The 21,620-nt window shown below is 48.1% G+C and carries 10 protein-coding genes; 8 read left to right on the top strand and 2 right to left on the bottom strand.

Translation table 11 applies throughout. The features are described 5' to 3' along the window. The first annotated feature begins 16 nt into the window (after nucleotides 1-16). From BLU97_RS01040 to xyl3A, 7 genes are all read left to right on the top strand, one after another. On the top strand, nucleotides 17-403 hold the full coding sequence (locus BLU97_RS01040; RefSeq protein WP_013063002.1) for a BlaI/MecI/CopY family transcriptional regulator: 387 nt from the start codon (nucleotides 17-19) through the stop codon (nucleotides 401-403). Then, on the top strand, nucleotides 400-1,650 hold the full coding sequence (locus BLU97_RS01035) for a M56 family metallopeptidase (protein ID WP_074759852.1): 1,251 nt from the start codon (nucleotides 400-402) through the stop codon (nucleotides 1,648-1,650). The genes BLU97_RS01040 and BLU97_RS01035 overlap by 4 nt, the downstream gene beginning before the upstream one ends. Before the next feature lie 8 nt (nucleotides 1,651-1,658). Then, a complete protein-coding gene (locus tag BLU97_RS01030) occupies nucleotides 1,659-2,546 on the top strand; it encodes a GLPGLI family protein (RefSeq protein ID WP_074759851.1) in 888 nt (295 codons plus the stop codon). Between the two features lie 10 nt (nucleotides 2,547-2,556). Beyond that, on the top strand, nucleotides 2,557-5,079 hold the full coding sequence (locus BLU97_RS01025; protein ID WP_074759850.1) for a carboxypeptidase-like regulatory domain-containing protein: 2,523 nt from the start codon (nucleotides 2,557-2,559) through the stop codon (nucleotides 5,077-5,079). Nucleotides 5,080-5,889: 810 nt separating this feature from the next. Next, complete coding sequence (gene xyn10D/fae1 / locus BLU97_RS01020; protein ID WP_074760369.1) at nucleotides 5,890-8,070, top strand: bifunctional endo-1,4-beta-xylanase/feruloyl esterase; 2,181 nt, start codon at nucleotides 5,890-5,892, stop codon at nucleotides 8,068-8,070. A gap of 268 nt (nucleotides 8,071-8,338) precedes the next feature. After that, nucleotides 8,339-10,804 (top strand): glycosyl hydrolase family 95 catalytic domain-containing protein, encoded by a 2,466-nt coding sequence (locus BLU97_RS01015; RefSeq protein WP_074759849.1) that lies wholly within the window; start codon nucleotides 8,339-8,341, stop codon nucleotides 10,802-10,804. 16 nt (nucleotides 10,805-10,820) lie between these two features. Next, on the top strand, nucleotides 10,821-13,406 hold the full coding sequence (gene xyl3A, locus BLU97_RS01010; protein WP_074759848.1) for a xylan 1,4-beta-xylosidase: 2,586 nt from the start codon (nucleotides 10,821-10,823) through the stop codon (nucleotides 13,404-13,406). On the opposite strand, the gene BLU97_RS01005 is transcribed toward xyl3A, so the two are convergent. Continuing rightward, on the bottom strand, nucleotides 13,396-14,688 hold the full coding sequence (locus BLU97_RS01005; RefSeq protein ID WP_081352799.1) for an ABC transporter substrate-binding protein: 1,293 nt from the start codon (nucleotides 14,686-14,688) through the stop codon (nucleotides 13,396-13,398). The genes xyl3A and BLU97_RS01005 overlap by 11 nt on opposite strands. 18 nt (nucleotides 14,689-14,706) lie before the next feature. Next, nucleotides 14,707-18,711, bottom strand: a complete 4,005-nt coding sequence (locus tag BLU97_RS01000) for a two-component regulator propeller domain-containing protein (RefSeq protein WP_074759846.1) — start codon at nucleotides 18,709-18,711, stop codon at nucleotides 14,707-14,709. Nucleotides 18,712-18,899: 188 nt separating this feature from the next. Here BLU97_RS01000 and BLU97_RS00995 point away from each other — a divergent pair, with 188 nt between their 5' ends. Next, the gene (locus BLU97_RS00995) at nucleotides 18,900-21,389 is read left to right on the top strand and encodes a glycosyl hydrolase 115 family protein (RefSeq protein ID WP_074759845.1); all 2,490 of its coding nucleotides are present in this window, start codon (nucleotides 18,900-18,902) and stop codon (nucleotides 21,387-21,389) included. The last annotated feature ends 231 nt before the right edge of the window (nucleotides 21,390-21,620 follow it).

The following is a 21,620-nucleotide window of genomic DNA, read 5'->3' as shown; positions in this document are numbered from 1 at the left end:
GATAAACCTAAGCATTATGAAGGAGAAAAAGAAGCAACTAACCAAGGCCGAGACGCAGGTGATGAACATCCTGTGGAGTTTGCCAGAACAGCAGGGCTTTATTCAGGACATCATCGATCGCTATCCTGAACCTAAACCTGCCTACACTACTATCCTGACGTTTATGAAGATTCTTACTGACAAGGGATTTGTAAAGCCAGAAAGGGTAGGCAAGGCCAATCGTTTTTCGCCGTTGGTAAGCAAGGATGATTACACCTACTCGTTTATCAGCGATGTAAAGGATACTTTTTTTGATGGCTCATTTACATCGCTTGTCAGCTTCTTTGCCAAAAAGGAGCAATATACCGATGAGGAGTTGGCAGAACTGAAGGAATTGATGACAAAAATCGAGTCGAAACGATGATAACGGCATTTCTGTTATATATAGGTAAGGTGGCGATACTGTTGGCTGTGTTCTATCTGTTTTATCGCCTGTTGATGGAACGTGAGACTTTTCATCGCTTTAATCGTGCCATCCTGCTTTTGTCGGTCTTGATAGCCTTTATCCTTCCGCTGTGCGAAATCACCCTGCACAAAACGGTTGTGGCTGCATCTATGTCTGCATCCGGGTTTAATGTTGCAGCTGGTGTTGTATCGGATAGCCCCTCAGTAACTTACGGTAATCCCCTCCTATGGATATTTGTCATTTATCTTGTAGGCGTAGTATTAAAACTGCTCCATACCGCCATCAGTATCTATCGTTTGAACAAGTTGATTAACCAATGCGAGCAGCATCCGCAAGCAGATGGTACCACCATTGCCGTTTGCGCTCAGAATATTGCTCCGTTCAGTTGGTGGAACACCATCGTGTTTTCGCGTCGCGACTATCAATTACAGGATTCGGCCCTCTTGGTTCATGAGAGGGCACACATCAATAGCTATCACTCCTTCGATCTGTTGCTGATGGAGTTGGCGATTGCCCTGCAGTGGTTTAACCCTGCCATCTGGCTCACAGGTAGAGAGTTACGTGCCGTTCATGAGTACGAGGCCGATGCCAGTGTGCTTTCGGGTGGTGTAGATGCACACCACTATCTGAACCTGCTGATGGATAGGGCCAATGCCAAGTTGGAGTGCAAGTTGGCTAATGCCATCAGTCAGCAAACACTGAAGAACCGTTTTCAGATGATGGCGCGCCATCGCTCCAAGCCCTCACGTCTGCTCAAGGTGCTGTATCTGCTCCCCGTTGTAGCCATCACCTTAGCCCTGAATGCCCAGACGATGATTCACTATCAGGTGCCAGAACCTGCTCCCATCCATCCTGTTGCTGATACCATTCAGCCCCCTGCGCCACAGGAGGTGGCACCAGACCCTGTGGTTAAGCCTCATAAACAGCAAAGCATCCAAAAATCGAAACCTCAGCTAGAAACCGCATTGCTGACGATTTCAGGAACGGTAGTTGACGAAGAAGGTAATCCCTTGTTAGGTACAGCTGTAAAGGAACATGACGGTGCAACAGGTACGATTACTGATTTTGATGGAAAATTCTCGCTCAAAGTACCCAAAGGCACTGTGGTAGATTTTCTGAATATAGGTGTGGCCACAGTCTCCATACAGGTAAAGAGCGATATGACTGACCAAAAGATAATACTGAAAAAAGACGGATCAAACTAATCAGAAATATGAAAGCAAAGTCCTTAACCCTCGTTATGCTGTTGTGCTTTTGTCGCATCTGCCCTGTTTCAGCTCAGATACAGGAAACATTCTGGCATTGGCAGGTGATAGATACTGCTCAGATTGTGTGTACTTATGAGTATACGGATTATATGTTCATCCGTTCTCGTCATTTTAAGGAGCATGAGACGTTTCTGCTGGCGATAGGCAATCATCTGTCTAAATACTACAGTTATGATGACTTTCAATCCGATTCACTCTTTTATACCACACCGCAGGCAAAAGAAGAGTACCAACGGCGGGTGAGAGCAGGGTTGAAAGCCAAAGGAAAGACCAAGGATGAATCGTTTGCAATGATGATGGCTATCATGCCGAAAGGAGAAGATACAAAAATCTATAAGCATTATCCCAAGGACAGCTTGACGGTTCAGGATTGGGTGGCGTCCAGGCGGATTTTCTATACAGAAGCCATGGAACCACAGGCTTGGGAGATATTGCCCGATACCTCTGTAATATTAGGATACCCTTGTCAACGGGCAGAATGCGATTGGCGTGGGCGCCACTATACGGCATGGTTTACAGAAGAGATTCCTATCAGTGACGGACCGTATAAGTTTCATGGTTTGTCAGGACTGATTCTGGCAGTAAGAGATAGCGCTGATGAATATAGTTGGGAACTCCGAGGGATAGAGATGCCAGACAAGCAGCGCATCTATCATAGCGAACCGCCTAATGGTGAGCGCTACGAGCGCACCGATCGAATCGATCTGTTAAAAAAGACGTGGAAACAACGATTAGCGCTTATTAAGAAGGCTAATGCTGATGATGTGATGCTTGGCAAGGAGCCAACAGAGACCGAAGATCCCTATGATCTGATAGAGTTAGACTATAAATAAAATCATTTCGATGATGAAGAGATTATTGTTCACCTGTCTGATGGCAGGTTCAGCCCTTATTGCTTCTGCACAGATAAAAGTGACAGGATATGTTACGGATAGCCAGAGTGGAAAACCGCTGGCTAAAGTAATCGTGTCGGCAAGAGATAAAGACAACAAAACCAAAAGCTTTGTACAAACCAAAGCCGATGGCACCTATATGCTTACAGCCACTTCAAATCCTGCTACACTGCATTTCTCAATCATTGGTTACAAGAAAAAGACCATCCCTTTTGTGGTTGGACAAACAGACTATCATGTAACCTTGGAACAATCGGCTATCGAGCTGAGAGAGGTGAAGATTAAATCACAGAAGATTCGCCAGCGGGGCGATACCTTAGTGTATAGTGTAGCCAGCTTTGCCAAAGATGGCGACCGTTCCATCGGTGATGTGCTGAAAAAGATGCCGGGCATACAGGTGGCCGAAGATGGTAAGGTGTCGTATAACGGTATGCCTATCAACAAGTTCTATATCGAAGGCAAGGATCTGTTGCAAGGTAAATACGGACTGGCCACAAAGGGCGTAGAGCACAAGGATGTGAGTAGCGTAGAGGTGATGACCAACCACCAGCCTGTAAAAGCCCTAAAGAATCTCTCTGAGTCAGAGCAGGCAGCTATCAACCTGAAACTGAAAGATGGTTCTAAGTCACATCTCATCACCACCATCAATGCTGCCTTGGGTACACCTGCGCTATGGAACGGTAACCTCACAGCTATGATGTTCAGTAAACAATGGCAGATGATTTCTACCTATAAGACCAACAATACAGGCGAAGACCTGCAGCGCGACATCAGAGAACATATCGATATCTTGGATAAAAAAACACAGACTTACAGCGAGGTCGACTATCTGACATTGCCCGCAGGCAAACAGTCGGAACTGGAGAAGCAGCGCACGCTGTTCAATAAAACACATCTGCTGTCTACTAACTGGATATTTGGTATTGGTTGCGATGCAACACTCGATGCCCAAGTGTCGTATCTTACAGATCGCCAGCATAATGAGTATGAATCGAATACTGAATATTATCAGTCGACAGGTAGCCGCATGATCGAAGACCGTCTGCATAGTAAGGCTGGCATAGAGCGGCTGGCAGCCAAGATGACCATCGAAGTGAATCGCGATAGTGACTACCTGAACAATGTGCTGCGTACGGATCTTGGTTGGGATGGCGGCGATGTGCTTACAGGCGGAACATACAATGCTACCCAGCATCTCTATCTGCCTCGCCATCAGCTGAGTAACTCATTAGAGTACATCCACCGCAAAGGCAAGAATGCCCTAACGGTTAATTCGCAGAACCAATGGGCGTGGTTGCCGCAATATACTGCTGTGGAAAGAGATGGTGACAACTATTATCAGGACTTAAGACGGCACTCGTTCTATAGCGATGAGCATGTGAATTTCGACATTGGAATAGGTGCTTTTGTTGTAGCGATGGAAGGTGGGGTGAACTACGTTGATCGCAGTCTGAACGACTATCGAACACGTAGATATCAGACTTATCTGACGCCAACTTTGAAATATCCGCATCGCCAATTCAACTTTACCCTACGCCTACCACTGAGCTACTATCACTATGATTTTGGTGATAGCAAGCGCGATGATGTAAACTTTGGTAGCAGCTTGGGGGTGTCGTATCGAGGCATCCGGAATCTTTCGTTGTCGCTCACAGGCGGTATCAGTCAGAATCCATACAATATCAGCAACAACTTTGATGGACAGCTGATGACGAACTATCGCACTATGATGCGTGGCACTACCGAATATGGCACAGCCACAGGCAAGAGTGTGGCGTTATCTGCTTTCTATCAGAATTCTTCTAATGGGGTATTTGGCTTTCTTACTGCCACCCGTATGTGGAACAAGAATCCGTTTGTGTCTATCCAGTCGTTCGACGGCGACTGGTTGATAAATGGCTTGATGCTCTGTCCTAACCATAGTAGTTCGTGGCTTGTGAATGGCAATATTGAGACGATGCTACCATTCACGGGTGGCATGTTTAAGCTCTATGCCAACTGGCTACAGCACGATCGCGAAATGTTTACAGGTGATGTGCTTATGTCTTATCGCAATAATCTCCTGTCGCTCGATGCTATCATCAATGGCACGCTGTTCAAGAAACTCAACTGGAAGTACGAACTGGAGTATGGCAATAGCCAACTGCGTATGGGGGATGAGGCTGCCAACAGCCTTCAGGGTTTTGAGCATAGTTTTTCGCTTTACTATTCGCCTATCAAAAAGCTGTCACTTTCACTTGTAGGCGAGTACTATCGTAATGAGGTGGCGCAACATCAGTACACCAATCATTTCCTGATGGATGCCAAAGCCGTTTGGAAACTTCGTTCTAATCTCGAATTTACCTTAGCGCTTAATAACATCCTTAACGAGAAGCGTTATGCCTACACCACCTACACGCAACTCACATCGTTCTCCTCTTCTACTCCTATCCGTTCTCGTGAGCTGCTACTAAGTATCTACTTCCGTCCGTAATTTATGGTAAGATACCGACAAGAGAGCTGGATGGATTGGAATAGAGATGAAGCGATGCAACATCTGCAATCCTCCATACAAGCCAAAGCCCTTAATGCGAATATTGGAGTACGATTATATTAAGACGAATGACAAATTCCCATTAGTGGAACGCAGTGTTCCCAGGTTGGGAACAAAACATTCCCAGGTTGGGAATGAAACGTTCCCAAGTTGGGAATAAATGAAGCGCTTTTGCAAAAAATCTCTCATCTCTCCCTCAATCTCTCAGAACCTGCATAAACACAGGTGGTTTGAGCGATGAGAGATTTTTCGCATCCCTCCCTCATCTCTCATGTATCTCTCCCTATAGCATGAGAGATGTAGGGAGAGATTAGGGAGGGAAAAGGGAGAGATTAAGAAAATCTCCACCCTCTCGAAATGCCTGTGCACAAAGGCTTTTCGGAAGATTGAGGGAGAGATGGCTGTTTTTACAGGAAATTTATTTACAAAATAGTCTCAGCCCATCCAAGGGAGTGCTGAGAGCTTTTGACGAAAACAAAAAAAATAGCGATGGCCTACAGACGATGATAGGCTATCGCAAATCCAATCATTTGCTATTTTATATTTAAGGATATTGATGTTTGGACTAGAAAGAAATAGACTATTTTACATTTAATATTGTTTTTCCCAAACGATAGTGTTTTTTTTTGATTTTGTGCCATTGATGGTACAAATATTAAAGTTTATGATACTCTGGGAATAGAAGGTTTGCTAGATTTATTGTAACTTTGCAGCCGAATTAATTAATAAACAGAAATCAAATTGATAAATATGAAGAAACTACTCGTAGCATTATTGCTTATTGCCGGTAGCCTGACAGCATCGGCACAGTGGGGACGTCCTGTAGATTATGCAGCAGGTCCTGGACTTAAGGATGCTTACAAGGATTATTTTACTGTAGGTGTGGCTGTAAACAAGTTCAACATCTCTGATCCTGCTCAGACAGCAATCGTTAAAAAGCAGTTTAACAGCGTTACTGCCGAGAATGCTTGGAAACCAGGCGAGATTCACCCAAAAGAGGGTGTGTGGAACTTTGGCTTGGCTGACAGCATTGCCAACTTCTGTCGCGAAAACGGTATCAAGATGCGTGGTCACTGTCTGTGCTGGCACTCGCAGTTTGCCGACTGGATGTTTACCGACAAGAAGGGTAAGCCCGTAAAGAAAGAAGTGTTCTACCAGCGTTTGCGCGAGCATATCCACACCGTGGTTAACCGCTATAAGGATGTGGTTTATGCCTGGGACGTAGTAAACGAGGCTATGGCCGACGACGGTCGTCCATTCGAGTTTGTTGATGGTAAGATGGTGCCTGCCAGCCCTTATCGTCAGAGCCGTCATTTTAAGCTTTGTGGCGATGAGTTTATTGCTAAGGCTTTTGAGTTTGCACGCGAGGCCGACCCAACAGGTGTGCTGATTTACAACGACTACAGCTGTGTTGACGAGGGTAAGCGCGAGCGTATATATAATATGGTGAAGAAGATGAAGGAGGCTGGTGTGCCCATCGATGGTATCGGCATGCAGGGCCACTATAACATCTACTTCCCTGATGAGGAGAAGCTGGAGAAGGCTATCAACCGTTTCAGCGAGATTGTAAACACTATCCATATTACAGAGCTGGATCTGCGTACCAATACCGAGAGCGGTGGTCAGCTGATGTTCTCGCGTGGCGAGGCTAAACCACAGCCTGGTTATATGCAGACACTGCAGGAGGATCAGTATGCCCGTTTGTTCAAGATATTCCGTAAGCACAAGGATGTGATTAAGAACGTTACATTCTGGAACCTGAGCGATAAGGACTCTTGGCTGGGTGTAAACAATCACCCACTGCCTTTCGACGAGAACTTCAAGGCTAAGCGCTCGCTGCAGATTATTCGCGACTTTGATGCCGCTATGGACAATCGCAAGCCAAAAGAGGACTTTGTGCCCAACCCCATGAACCAGCCCGGACAGGAGTATCCTATGGTTAACTCTGAGGGTTATGCCCGTTTCCGTGTTGAGGCTCCCGATGCTAAGTCGGTAATTGTAAGCCTGGGTCTTGGTGGCCGTGGCGGTACCGTACTGCGCAAGGATAAGAATGGTGTTTGGACTGGTACTACCGAGGGCCCAATGGATCCTGGTTTCCACTACTATCACCTGACTATCGATGGTGGCGTGTTTAACGATCCTGGTACACACAACTACTTCGGTTCTTGCCGTTGGGAGAGTGGTATCGAGATTCCTGCCAAGGATCAGGACTTCTACGCTTATCGCAAGGATATCAACCATGGTAACATCCAGCAGGTAACCTTCTGGAGCGAGAGCACTGGTAAGATGCAGACTGCCAATGTATATCTGCCTTACGGTTACGGCAAACTGGTAAAGGGTAAGCAGGAGCGCTATCCTGTACTGTACCTGCAGCATGGTTGGGGTGAGAACGAAACCAGCTGGCCTGTACAGGGTAAGGCTGGACTCATCATGGACAACCTGATTGCTGATAGTAAGATTAAGCCATTTATCGTGGTAATGGCCTACGGACTGACTAACGACTTTAAGTTCGGTTCAATCGGTAAGTTTACTGCCGAGGAGTTTGAGAAGGTGCTCATCGACGAGCTGATTCCTACTATCGACAAGAACTTCCTGACCAAGGCCGACAAGTGGAACCGTGCGATGGCAGGACTGTCGATGGGTGGTATGGAAACCAAGCTCATCACCCTGCGCCGTCCTGAGATGTTCGGTTACTGGGGATTGCTGAGTGGCGGCACCTATATGCCCGAGGAGATTAAGGATCCTAAGGCTGTGAAGTATATCTTCGTAGGTTGTGGCGACAAGGAGAACCCAGAGGGCATCAACAAGAGCATTGAGGCACTGAAGGCTGCTGGATTTAAGGCCGAAGGTCTGGTTTCTGAGGGCACTGCACACGAGTTCCTGACTTGGCGTCGTTGCCTTGAAAAGATGGCTCAGAGCCTCTTTAAGTAAGGAAAAGTGCGAAAAAAGTGTGATTTTTTAGTGGTTGAAACAAAATAAAAAGTAAATGTAACATGAGGATAAGCCACTTTCGAAAAAATACACTAACTTTGCACCCAGATAAGATAAAGAATCGGTTAAAATTGTTTTAGTTATATTAGTAGTTAGTAGTTTTTCCTTCCCTGGGACTAAAGAAAAGCGTTTCTTGTCCCAGGGTTATTTTTTAAATTCACAAATTATTTGTATCTTTGCAGCGAAATTTAAAACCAATAGTATATATATGAAACGATTATTCACTATCCTTGCCAGTGTGTGTGTAGCACTTGTGGTTAATGCCCAGCAGCACAAGCTGTGGTACAGTAAGCCTGCTGCTCAGTGGCTGGAAGCCCTGCCTATAGGCAATTCGCACTTAGGTGCCATGGTGTATGGGGGTACCAACACAGAGCAGATACAGCTGAACGAAGAAACATTCTGGAGCGGCTCGCCGCACAATAACAACAATCCTGATGCCAAGACCAGCATCAGGGAGGTACGACGCCTGATTTTTGAAGGCAAAGAAAAGGAAGCCGAGGCGCTGATTGACAAGACTTTCTTTAAAGGACCCCATGGACAAAAGTATCTGCCCCTGGGCGACCTGATGCTTTCTTTCGACTACCAAAATGGGGCTGAACCAAGCAATTATCGTCGCGAACTGAACCTGGGTGATGCTTTGTGTACCACCAGTTTTGATGTGGCTGATGTGAAATATATTCGTACAGCCTTTGCCTCGCAGGCCGATAACGCCATTATCATACAGCTGACAGCCAGCAAGAAAAAAGCCCTGAACTTCGGGGTGAGCTATCAGCGCAACCAGCAGGCTGTTGAGGGCGGTGCTGTGGCCAAGAACGAGCATGCCTATATTATTAATAATGTAGAGCACGAGGGTATTGCTGGTAAGCTGCAGGCCGAGGTGCGTGTAAAAGTGGTGTCCGATGGTGTGGTGGCCAGTCATGGCAGCGACATGCAGGTGCGCAATGCTACCAATGCCACTATCTTTATTACTGCGGCCACCAACTACGTGAATTATCAGACTATTAACGGCGACCCGGTTGCGAAAAACAACCTGACCATGCAGTTGCTGAAAGGCAAGAACTACAAGCAACTGCTGAAACGCCATCTGGATAAGTATCAGGATCAGTACGATCGTGTGTCGCTGTCGTTAGCCAAATCGGCGCAGTCGGATCTGCCTACCGATGAGCGATTGGCTGCTTTCGATGGTACCGACCTGGATATGGTGTCGCTGATGATGCAGTACGGACGATACCTGCTGATATCATCGTCGCAGCCTGGTGGTCAGCCTGCCAACCTGCAGGGTGTATGGAACCATAAGATGGATCCCGCTTGGGACTCGAAATACACCATCAACATCAATGCCGAGATGAACTACTGGCCGGCCAATGTGGCTAATCTGGCTGAGACACAGGAACCGCTATTCTCGATGATTCGCGACCTGAGTGTCACAGGCGCTAAAACGGCCCGTACCATGTACAACTGTCCGGGTTGGGTGGCGCATCATAACACCGACCTGTGGCGTATTGCGGGACCTGTGGATGGTACCACATGGGGTATGTTCCCAACAGGTGGTGCCTGGCTTACCACGCACCTGTGGCAGTACTACCTGTATACTGGCGACAAGCGATTCCTTGATGCTTGCTATCCCATCCTGAAAGGAGCTGCCGATTTCCTGCTGTCGTATATGCAGGAATATCCAAAGAACGGCGAAGTGAAGCAGGCTGCCGGCTGGCTGGTAACGGTGCCAACAGTATCGCCTGAGCATGGACCGGTAGGCAAGAACACCACCGTAACAGCCGGATCGACAATGGACAACCAGATAGTGTTTGATGTGCTGAGCAGTACCCTGAGGGCACACCAGATACTGGGCTATAATAATGTGGTTTATACCACCATGCTGAGCAATGCCATTGCCAAGCTGCCACCTATGCAGATAGGTAGATACGGACAGTTGCAGGAGTGGCTGATTGATGGCGACGATCCAAAAGATGAGCATCGCCACATATCGCATCTGTACGGCTTGTATCCTTCGAACCAGATATCTCCCTACAGTCATCCCGATCTGTTTACCGCTGCGTCTAACACCCTGAACCAGCGCGGCGATATGGCTACTGGCTGGAGTCTGGGTTGGAAGATCAACTTCTGGGCACGTATGCAGGATGGTAACCATGCCTTTAAGATTATCAAGAACATGCTGAACGTGATACCCAGCACCACAGAGTGGGGGCGCAGTGGCGGTACCTATCCCAACCTGTTTGATGCCCATCCACCATTCCAGATTGATGGTAACTTCGGATGTTCGGCTGGCGTATGCGAGATGCTGTTGCAGAGTCATGATGGCGCTGTACATCTGTTGCCCGCCCTGCCTGATAGTTGGAAAGATGGCGAGGTGAGTGGACTGGTGGCCAGAGGTGCCTTTACGGTAAGTATGAAGTGGCATCAGGGTGAACTGTCCGAGGCTACGATATACTCGAAGATTGGCGGACAGCTGCGTCTGCGTTCGTATGTGCCATTGCAGGGTGCTGGTTTGAAGCCAGCCCAGGGTGAGTGCAGTAACGAGCTGTTGGCACCTGCTGCCATCCGCGAGCCATTGGTGTCGGAAGAGCTGAAGGACTTTAAGACACTGCCCATCCGCAAGGTATACGAGTATGATATCATGACCGCACCGGGGAAAACGTATTACATTAGGCATTAAACATTAAATATTAGAAATGAAACATCAACTATTCTTATCATTGGCATTGTGTGTGGGGCTGGGAGCCTCGGCACAAACATTGCCTTACCAGAACCCGAACCTCTCGGCTAAAGAGCGAGCCGTTGACCTTTGTAGTAGACTGACTTTGGAAGAGAAAGCCATGCTGATGCTGGATGAGAGTCCGGCCATTCCCCGCTTGGGCATCAAGAAATTCTTCTGGTGGAGCGAGGCGCTGCATGGTGCGGCTAACATGGGTAATGTAACCAATTTCCCTGAGCCAGTAGGTATGGCTGCGTCGTTCAACCCTCATCTGCTGTTTAAAGTGTTCGACATCGCATCCACCGAGTTCCGTGCTCAGTACAATCATCGTATGTACGACCTGAATGGCGAGGATATGAAGATGCGTAGCCTCTCTGTTTGGACACCAAACGTGAACATCTTCCGCGACCCTCGTTGGGGACGTGGACAGGAAACCTATGGCGAGGATCCCTATCTTACCAGTGTGATGGGCGTGCAGGTGGTGAAAGGCTTGCAGGGTCCTGAGGATGCCAGATACCGTAAACTCTGGGCCTGTGCCAAGCACTATGCCGTGCACAGCGGTCCTGAGTACACACGTCATACTGCCAACCTGACTGATGTGTCGGCCCGCGACTTCTGGGAGACTTATATGCCTGCCTTCAAGACATTGGTAAAGGATGCGAAAGTGCGCGAGGTGATGTGTGCCTATCAGCGTCTGGACGATGATCCCTGCTGTGGTTCAACCCGTCTGCTCCAGCAGATTCTGCGCGATGAGTGGGGCTTTGAATATCTCGTTGTAAGCGACTGCGGTGCCGTTAGCGACTTCTACGAGAACCATAAGTCGTCGTCGGATGCCGTACATGGTACATCGAAAGCTGTTTTGGCTGGTACCGATGTAGAGTGTGGTTTTAACTATGCTTATAAGAGTCTGCCCGAGGCAGTCAGAAAAGGTCTGCTCTCTGAGAAGGAGGTTGATAAGCACGTGATCCGTTTGCTCGAAGGTCGTTTCGACCTGGGTGAGATGGATGATCCGTCGCTGGTGGAGTGGTCGAAGATTCCTTATTCGGCTATGTCGACCAAGACTTCGGCTAACGTAGCACTGGACATGGCTCGTCAGACCATCGTACTGCTTCAGAACAAGAACAATATCCTGCCTCTGAAGAAGAATGCCGAGAAGATTGCCATTATCGGTCCTAATGCTCATAACGAGCCTATGATGTGGGGAAACTATAATGGTACCCCAAACCATACCGTTACCATCCTGGATGGTGTGAAGGCTAAGCAGAAGAAACTGGTTTATATACCTGGCTGCGACCTGACGAACGATAAGGTGATGGAGTGCCATCTGGCTACCGACTGTGTGACTCCCGATGGTAAGAAAGGCTTGAAGGGTACATTCTGGAACAACACAGAGATGGCTGGAAAGCCCTTTACTACCGAATACTACACCAAACCGGTAAATGTAACCACTGCAGGTATGCACGTGTTTGCACCCAACCTGCCTATCGAGGATTTCTCGGCTAAGTACGAGACGACTTTCACAGCCAAAGAGGCTGGCGAGTATGTGGTAAACGTGGAGAGTACTGGTCATTTCGAGCTCTATGTCGATGGCAAGCAGCAGTTTGTGAACCATATCTGGCGTGCTACACCAACACGCACGGTGCTGAAAGCTGAAAAGGGTCAGAAGTTTGATATTGAGGTACGTTTCCAGACCGTTAAGACATGGGGTGCTTCGATGAAGATAGATGTGGCTCGCGAGCTGAATATCGATTATCAGGAGACCATCGCCCAGCTGAAGGGTATCAACAAGGTTATTTTCTGTGGTGGTATCGCTCCCAGTCTGGAGGGCGAGGAGATGCCTGTAAACATCGAGGGCTTTAAAGGTGGCGACCGTACCAGCATCGAACTGCCTAAGGTGCAGCGCGAGTTCCTGAAGGCCCTGAAGGCTGCAGGAAAGCAGGTGATCTATGTGAACTGTTCGGGTTCGGCTATTGCCCTGCAGCCAGAGACAGAAAGCTGCGATGCCATCGTACAGGCCTGGTATCCTGGTCAGGAGGGTGGTACAGCTGTGGCCGACGTGCTCTTTGGCGACTATAACCCAGGCGGAAAACTGTCGGTAACCTTCTATAAGAACGATCAGCAGTTGCCCGATTATGAGGACTACTCGATGAAGGGACGTACCTATCGCTATTTTGATGATGCGCTGTTCCCCTTCGGCTATGGCTTGAGTTATACTACTTTCGAGGTGGGCGAGGCCAAGGTTGAGGCTGCTACCGATGGTGCGCTTTACAACGTACAGATACCAGTGACCAATACTGGCGCTAAGAACGGTAGCGAAACCATCCAGCTGTATATCCGCAACCTGCAGGATCCCGACGGTCCGCTGAAGAGTCTGCGTGGCTTTGAGCGTTTGGATATCAAGGCTGGTAAGACGGCAACAGCCAACCTGAAGCTGACCAAGGAGTCGTTGGAGTTCTGGGATGCTGAGACAAACACCATGCGAACCAAACCCGGAAAGTACGAGATACTCTACGGAACCAGTTCGTTGGACAAAGATCTGAAAAAACTGACCATCACTTTATAGTGGTGGTCTTTTTTTGACGTAACAAAAGTGTAGTGGTGATAATCATAAACAGGGCTACAATGCCTGCAATCACGTAGAACCAGTAATCAACAACAGGTTTCTCCTTGATTTTCTCCCAAATCTCACGAAGCACTTCCTGGCGGTCGCCACTGTCGCGTAGATAGCTGCAACGGCTGATGACGTCCTTGGTGGGATACATCACGCTATCTACATGAACTGCGGTTGCTTCAGGGCCAAAGAAATAACTCAGATCGATGGCAGGAAGACTGTCGTTGGTAATAGCTTGCAGTATCTCGGGTGTGCCGATGGCCGAGCTGTAGCCTGTTTCTTCCATACACAACAGGGCTATATCAGGGCGGCACAGGAAGTTTATCCAGAGACTGGCGGCCTTGATATTCTTACAGGTGGTGGGAATCACCCAGCAGTCGGCCCAGCAGTCGCTACCCTCGATGGGTACAACATACTGCAGGTTGGTGTTGTCGCCTGCCTCGTCGATAGCCCATCTGGCGTCGCCGTTCCAGGTTACACTCATCCAGTCCTTGCCGGCTGACATCAGGCGCTTGTCGTCCTCTACATCAAAACCCTTCATCTGTGGACGGGCTGTCTCCAGCAAGTCCTCGACAATAGCGATGTTGCGGTTGGTGAGGTAGGCAGCCAACAGGTTGCGGTTGGCTACGCCCGACTTGATGTCATCGTAGAATGCGTAGTTGATAAACACGTTATAGATATCGCTGAACGAGTCTTTCATAATCACCTTGCCACGGTATTTCGAGTCGAACAGGAATGCCCAACTGTTTACCTCTTCGGGTTTGACAAATTTGGTGTTGATGAGTACGCCCGTGTTACCCCATAGATAGCCTACGGTGTAATCCTTGGCGGTGATGCCCTGCGCTTCGCCGATGTGCTGTAGCATGTTGTCGATGAAGGGTGAGGTGCCATGCAGGTAGTTAGGAATGCCTTGAGCCACGAAACTGGTGTCGATAGGGGTGAGCATCTTGTGTTTCATCATGCGTTCGGCCAGATATTCGGGTGGACAGAACACATCCACCTCTGTCTGCTGGTCTTTAATCATGTCGAAACACTCCTCAGGGTAGTCGTAGGTTACGTAGCTTACCTTGATAGGCTGGCCTGTAACCTGCTGGTACCATTTCTCAAACTTCTCTATAACGCCTACACCAATGTAGTCGCCCCAGTTATATACCTTCAGTATTTGTTGACGGTCCTGTGCCTGTATGGCCAGACTGCAACACAAGGCAAGAATAGCGGTTGCTACCCGTTTCATATCGTTCCTTTTTTTTGTTTAGCGCTCTTCGTGCTCCTTCATATAGTCGCGTGGCGACATACCGTAGAATTTCTTGAATACGGTAGAGAACGAGGCTGAGTTAGCAAATCCACATGCATACATCACCTCGGTAACGTTCATGCCTTGGTTGGCCAGCAGCTGGGCGGCCTTCTTCAGGCGGATATTGCGGATAAAGTCGTGAGGTGTCTGACCGGTAAGGTCCTTCATCTTGCGATGCAGGTGTACACGGCTGATACCAACAGTATCGGCAATCATATCTACACTCAGGTCGGAGTTGTTCAGATTCTTGTTGATGCACTCCATGATGCGCTCCAGCAGCTTCTCGTCGGGCGACTTGAGCTCAATCTCGTCAATCTGTTCCTCCAGACTGTCGTTACGCTCGTATTTCAGGCGTAGCAGACGGTGCTTGTTAATGAGGTTCATGATGGTGCGGCGCAGAATCTCCATGTTGAATGGCTTAACGATATAGGCATCGGCACCAGTCTCCAGACTCTCCAGCTTGTCCTCGTCGCGGTTCTTGGCGGTGAGCAGTACTACTGGGATAGAATTGGTGTTAGGATTGGTTTTGATGCGGGTACACAGGGTGTTACCATCCATCTCGGGCATCATGATATCACTCAGTACCAGGTCGGGCTTGGTGCGGATAACCTCGCCAAGTGCCTCACGACCATTGGTGCAGGCATGTATATCGTAATCCTTCGAGAGCTCGCTCTCAAGGTAGTTGCGAATCTCCTCATCGTCTTCGGCAATCACCAGAGTGAGCTTGCGGTTGCCAGGTGCCATCTCGCTCATCGGGTTAATCAGCTCTGTCTCGGGCTCCTCTTCCAACAGCAGTTCGGGGGTGATGGTCTCGGCGGCCTCGGCTGCTTCGGCTTCGGTAATCATCTCGTCAGCATTCAGATGGCTGTTGCCCATAGGGATGGTAATCACAAACTCACAGCCCTTCTCCAGGTTGTGAACGGTAATGGTACCATGGTGCAGCTCAACCAGCGAACGGGTAAGGTCGAGACCGATGCCAGTGCCCACATAACGGTCGTTGAGCGTGGTGGGCGTCTGATAGAAGCGGTCGAAGATCTTGTTCATCTTATCCTCGGGGATGCCTTCGCCATTGTCGTAGATGGCGATAGTGGCCGATTCGTCAGTATGACTGATGCGGATACCTATCTCGCCACCGGTTGGGGTGTACTTGAAAGCATTCGAGAGTACATTCATAAGTACCTTATCGAAGTTCTGGCGATCTATCCATACAGGAATTTTTTCGCTATCGTGTTCGTAGATAAACTTAATATGCTTGGTCTTGGCCTGATTATCAAACAGGTCGTAGATATCCTTGGCAAAGCTTACCAGGTTGGTCTCACGCATTCGCATCTGCATCTGACCCTTGTCGATCTTTCGCAGGTCCATCATCTGGTTAATCAGACTGAGAATACGCTCGGCATTACGACGGATGGTTTCGTAAACTGCTTTGCGGCTGGGATCGTTGTCGTTCTTGATAAGCGAGAGCAACGGTGTGAGAATCAGCGTCATTGGGGTGCGGATCTCGTGACTCATGTTCATGAAGAAACGCAACTTGGCCTCGCCCATCTCTTCGGCATGGATATGGGCCTGGAGGCGCAGCTTATCCTGCTCCTTATGGCGACGGTAAACCAAATACTGCCATACAAACATACCGATAACCATAGCGTAGAAGAAATAAGCCCAAGCCGAGCGGTACCACGGACTGTGGATAACCACCGTGAACTCTCTTTCGGGTGTTTCTACGTTATTGCGCTCGGCCTTAACCCTGAATCGGTAGGTGCCTTGTGGCAGGTGCGACAGGGTAAGCACGTTCTCGCCTGGCTGCAAGCGGTTGAATGGCTCGCCATTAATACTATATAAATATGATATGTGCTCAGGGTTCTCGTAGGTAAGGGTAGAGAACTGGATTGAGAACGTGTTATCGCTATAGCTGAGTTCGAAACGGTTGCTGGCAATAATGGTGGTATCGGTAACCAGATAACTGCCCGAATGGGTGGCACGACTTACCTGCTGACCATTGATAGAGAAGGAGGTGAGCTCAACCTCAGCCTCCCACTTGCTAGGAGCAATATGGTGAGAGTCGAACCACGAGATACCTGCTGTGCCACCCATGGTGAGGATACCATCGGGCGACATGAATGAGGCACCATCGCTGAACTCGTTACTCTGCAGACCATCATCCACAAAATAGTTCTGCCAGATATCGGATTTAGGTGTGAAACAGCTCAGTCCGTGGTCGGTACCTATCCAAAGACGGCCTTGCAGGTCGCGTTCGATGGTGGCAATACCATTATCGGCCAAACCATCAGCACGGGTATATTGCTGGGTTTTGTGGGTACGCAGATCGTAGCGGAACAAGCCCTCGTTGGTACCATACCACAGGTTATCATCGTATTCGCGGGTAATTCTTACAGGGGTGCTGTAGTTCAGACAGTTCATGCCAAAGGTGCTTGTCCAGCTGTTGGCGGGGATGTCGAGACAGCATAAGCCCATACTGGTGGATACATACAGACGTTTGCCATCGGGCGACAGTTGAACCTGCGATACATAATCGTTGGTAATGCAGTTCATCTTCCTGTTCTTATCAGCACCTGCCTTCATTTTGTAAATGGCCAGCACACGTCCGTCGTTGGGGTCCATCTTCACAATGCCATGTTTCATGGTACCCAACCACAGGTAGCCATCGTTGCCCACGGCTATGTCCATTACAATCAGGTTGGGATCCTGTGGGAATGGTACACGGTGATACTGGAAGGTGACTGGATCAACCCAGCCGATACCTTCGCGGTAAGTTCCTAACCAGATACGTCCCTTCTGGTCTTCGGCCAGCGATACGATGACTGATGGATACTGGTCCTTGAGGTGCTTAGAGGCCTGGGTATAGAAATCGTAGCAGTACAGACCGTCCTTATCGGTACCCACCCATACACGCTTCTTGCTGTCCAGGATAACGCTGACTACGCAGGCTGTACCTAATATATTATGGGCACCAAGCTTATGTCCCATGTAGTGGAAGCCCTTAAAGCTGATGGGCTGCATAAAGATACCCTTCTGCAATAATCCGAACCACAGGTTGCCGCTCTTGTCCTCGGTAATAGAGTAAACCTTACTCATAGGAAGGTTAACCTCGAGTGAGAAGAACGGGTTATCAATCAGTTCGGGCTTGCGGGGATTATAGAGGGCTATACCCTGACCATCATAACCAATCACAATGTTACCATCGTGGGCACGGTAGAGCGATGATACGGCTTTTGTACCTGTTTCGGCAATGTGAACGAACGTGTCACCCTGCATTCTGAATACACCGCAGTTGGTACTACCGGCATAGATGATACCATCGGCACCTTCGCAGAGGCATGAGAACACCACGCTGGGCAGGTTCTGCATATGGCGCTTGACGGTCTTGCCGTTGTATGAGATGAGGCCCATGTGCTCTGTAACAATCCACAGGGTACCTGTACGGTCCTCAATCATACTGTTAACGGTGTGTATGGTCGCCAAAGGTCCCTTCTCCTGATAGGCTGTCTTCTGATCCTTGAACTTCAGGATACCTAAGCCAGAGGTTCCCACCAGTACGTCGCCATTGGCACGCTCCAGGAAGCAGTTGGGGTAACTGTGACCGGCGTTGCCGTTCTTGTCGTACATGGTGACATTATGGAATTTGGTGCCGTCCCACGTTTGCAGGGCGCCATACATACCAAAATAAAATAAGCCTTTGCGATCTTGCATCATACTGTTCACGTAGTTGCTCGCCAGTGAACTGTCGTGCTCGTTCTCTTTCTTGAATACGCGGAACTGATAACCATCGTAGCGATTGATACCGTTACGGGTGGTTGTCCAGATGAATCCCTCGTTATCAAGATATACTTGTGTTACAAAGCTGCTTGATAATTGATGATCGGTAGTGAAGAACTTTCCCCTTTGGGCGAAAGCACTCAACGAGAGGAGTAAAGTAGCTAGCGTCAGTATATACTTAACTTTCATTGTTTTGTTAGTAATTAAATGGTTGCGTTAGTCGTTTTGTTGTTTATTTGTTGCAAAGATAGTGCATTTTTCGTGATGTAACAAACAAATGTTACAAATATTAAAGTTTTTGATACATTTAATGTGATTTTACTCCTAAAAATGCCCTATCTTTGCGCAAAATTATATTATTTGTAACATTCGTAGTGATGAATAAAAGACCGATTTTGTTGAAGACATTGGCATTTTTGGTGTGCGTGACAGCTGTCTCTCAGTTGAAGGCGGCCAGCCAATTTGTGTCGTTCCTGCCAGAAGCTGATGCCTGGCAGTTGAAGAACCTGACTGTTGGCTTGAGTCAGAAAGAGCATAGTTGTGTGCAGCTGGCAGCCAAAAATCTCTTGGTGGATTTTGAGAAAGTAACGGGGCAGAAAGCATCGCTCTCGGAGGGTGCCGCCGAGGTGCTGGTTGGTACGGTGGGGTGTAACCCGCAGATTGACCAATGGGTGAAGCAGGGGGTGCTGCCTGGTTTGAAGGGTAAGACCGAGAAGTATATCATTAAGACCATCGGCAGTCAGCTGGTGATTGCCGGTAGTGATAAGCGTGGTACGGTATATGGAATCTATGAGCTGTCGAAGCAGGTAGGTGTGTCGCCATGGTATTATTGGGCCGACGTACCTGTAGAGCAGCATGCTGCTATATATATTAAGAAAGGTGAGTATACCGACGGCGAGCCTGCTGTTCGCTATCGTGGCTTATTCCTGAATGATGAGGCGCCTTGCTTGACTACATGGGTAAAGAACACTTTTGATACCAATTATGGTGGTCATCAGTTCTACGAGAAGGTGTTTGAGCTGATTCTGCGTCTGAAAGGTAACTACCTGTGGCCAGCCATGTGGGGATGGGCTTTCTATGCCGATGATCCTGAGAACCTGAAGACAGCCGATAGGATGGGTGTGATGATGGGTACGTCGCATCACGAGCCTATGGCACGTAACCACCAGGAGTATGCTCGCCATCGTAAAGAGTGGGGTGCTTGGAACTATTCTACGAATAAAGATAATCTGGATCGCTTCTTCCGTGAGGGTATCGAGCGTATGAAGAATACCGACGACATTGTGACCATTGGTATGCGTGGCGATGGTGATGAGGCTATGGGAAACGGTACTGATACGCATTTGCTCGAGGAGATTATCAATAACCAGCGTCGTATTATTAAAGAGGTGACCAAGCGTCCGGCTAAGGAAACACCTCAGATCTGGGCTTTATATAAAGAGGTGCAGGATTATTACGATGCCGGTTTGCGTGTGCCCGATGATGTAACTATTCTGCTTTGTGACGATAACTGGGGTAACGTACGCCGTATTCCTACTGCTGAAGAAAAGAAACGTAAAGGCGGATGGGGATTGTACTACCATGTAGATTATGTGGGTGCGCCCCGTAACTCGAAGTGGATTAATGTAACGCCCATTCAGAATATGTGGGAGCAGTTGCAGCTGGCCTACAATGGTGGCATCCAGAAACTGTGGATACTGAATGTAGGTGATCTGAAGCCGATGGAGTATCCTATCCAGCTGTTTATGGATATGGCTTGGGATCCTGCTAAGTATCAGGTTGACAATCTGTTGGATCACACCCGTGATTTCTGTGCCGAGAGTTTTGGTGAGGCGCATGCAGATGAGGCTGCATCAATCCTGAACCTGGTTTGCAAGTACAATGGACGTATCACCTCGGAGATGTTGGATGCACGTACCTATACCTGTGAGGAGTTTGAACGTGTGGTAAACGAGTACAAGGCCCTGGAAACCAGTGCGTTGCGTTTGTTTTTAGAATTGAAACCTGAGTGTCAGGATGCTTATCGTCAGCTTGTGCTCTTCCCTGTACAGGCCATGGGTAATATCTATGAGATGTATTATGCACAGGCCATGAACCTGCAGCTGGCTAAGAATCATGATCCTGAAGCCAACGAGTGGGCCGACCGCTGTCGTCAGGCTTTTAAACGCGATTCGTTGCTGTGTAACTATTATAATAAGGTGATGGCCGGCGGAAAGTGGGATGGTATGATGATCCAGAAGCATATCAGCTATCGCACATGGAACGATAACTTCCGTGCTGATGTTTGTCCACGTCTGGTTGAGGTGCCCACGCCTGTAAGCGGTCCTGTATTCTCACCCAGCAATGGTTATATCAGCATAGAGGCTGAGCACACCTATAGTCGTGAGGATGCTAAAAACGCTACTTGGACGGTGATCCCCTATATGGGGCGTACGTTGAGTGGTATCTCGCTGATGCCTTATACCGTTCCTACTGATCAGGCTAAACTGACTTATAAGTTCAAAGCTGCTGATGTAAAGACGGTAAAGGTGCATGTGGTGACCAAATCAACACTCGACTTCCTGGATAAGGGTGGCTTGATTTACGATGTGGCTATCGATGGTAAGCAGCCCGTGGCAGTGAACTTTAATAAAGACTTGAACGAGAAACCTGAGAATATCTACACGGTTTACTATCCTACAATTGCCAAGCGTGTGGTTGAGATGGTAGTGGAGTTGCCAGTTGATGCCAATGAGAAGGTACACACACTGACCCTCCATCCTCAGGATCCGGGCATCGTTTTCGAGAAGATTGTGATTGATCTGGGTGGTTATCAGTCGCAGTATCTGTTCGGTAAAGAGTCACAAAAAGCGTACAATTTACAATAAAAACTAACTCGATATTATTAGTTTTCTTTGTTTTCTGTAACACGGACTTTATATTTTGTAACATTTTTCTTTAATTGTTACTGAATATAAAGTTTGTGTTTCTTCTTTTTAAACCTTTTTTTACTTAAAATATGTACTTTTGCGGCCGTTTTAGTCTGTAAGTCGAAAAAGTATGTAGAATCAAAACAAGTTTTTTTTATCTCAATTAACTATAGTCAAATTATGTATCAA

It is taken from the genome of Xylanibacter ruminicola (assembly GCF_900107775.1).
Lineage (GTDB): Bacteria > Bacteroidota > Bacteroidia > Bacteroidales > Bacteroidaceae > Prevotella > Prevotella ruminicola_C.
This window is presented reverse-complemented; position numbering and strand designations above follow the sequence as displayed.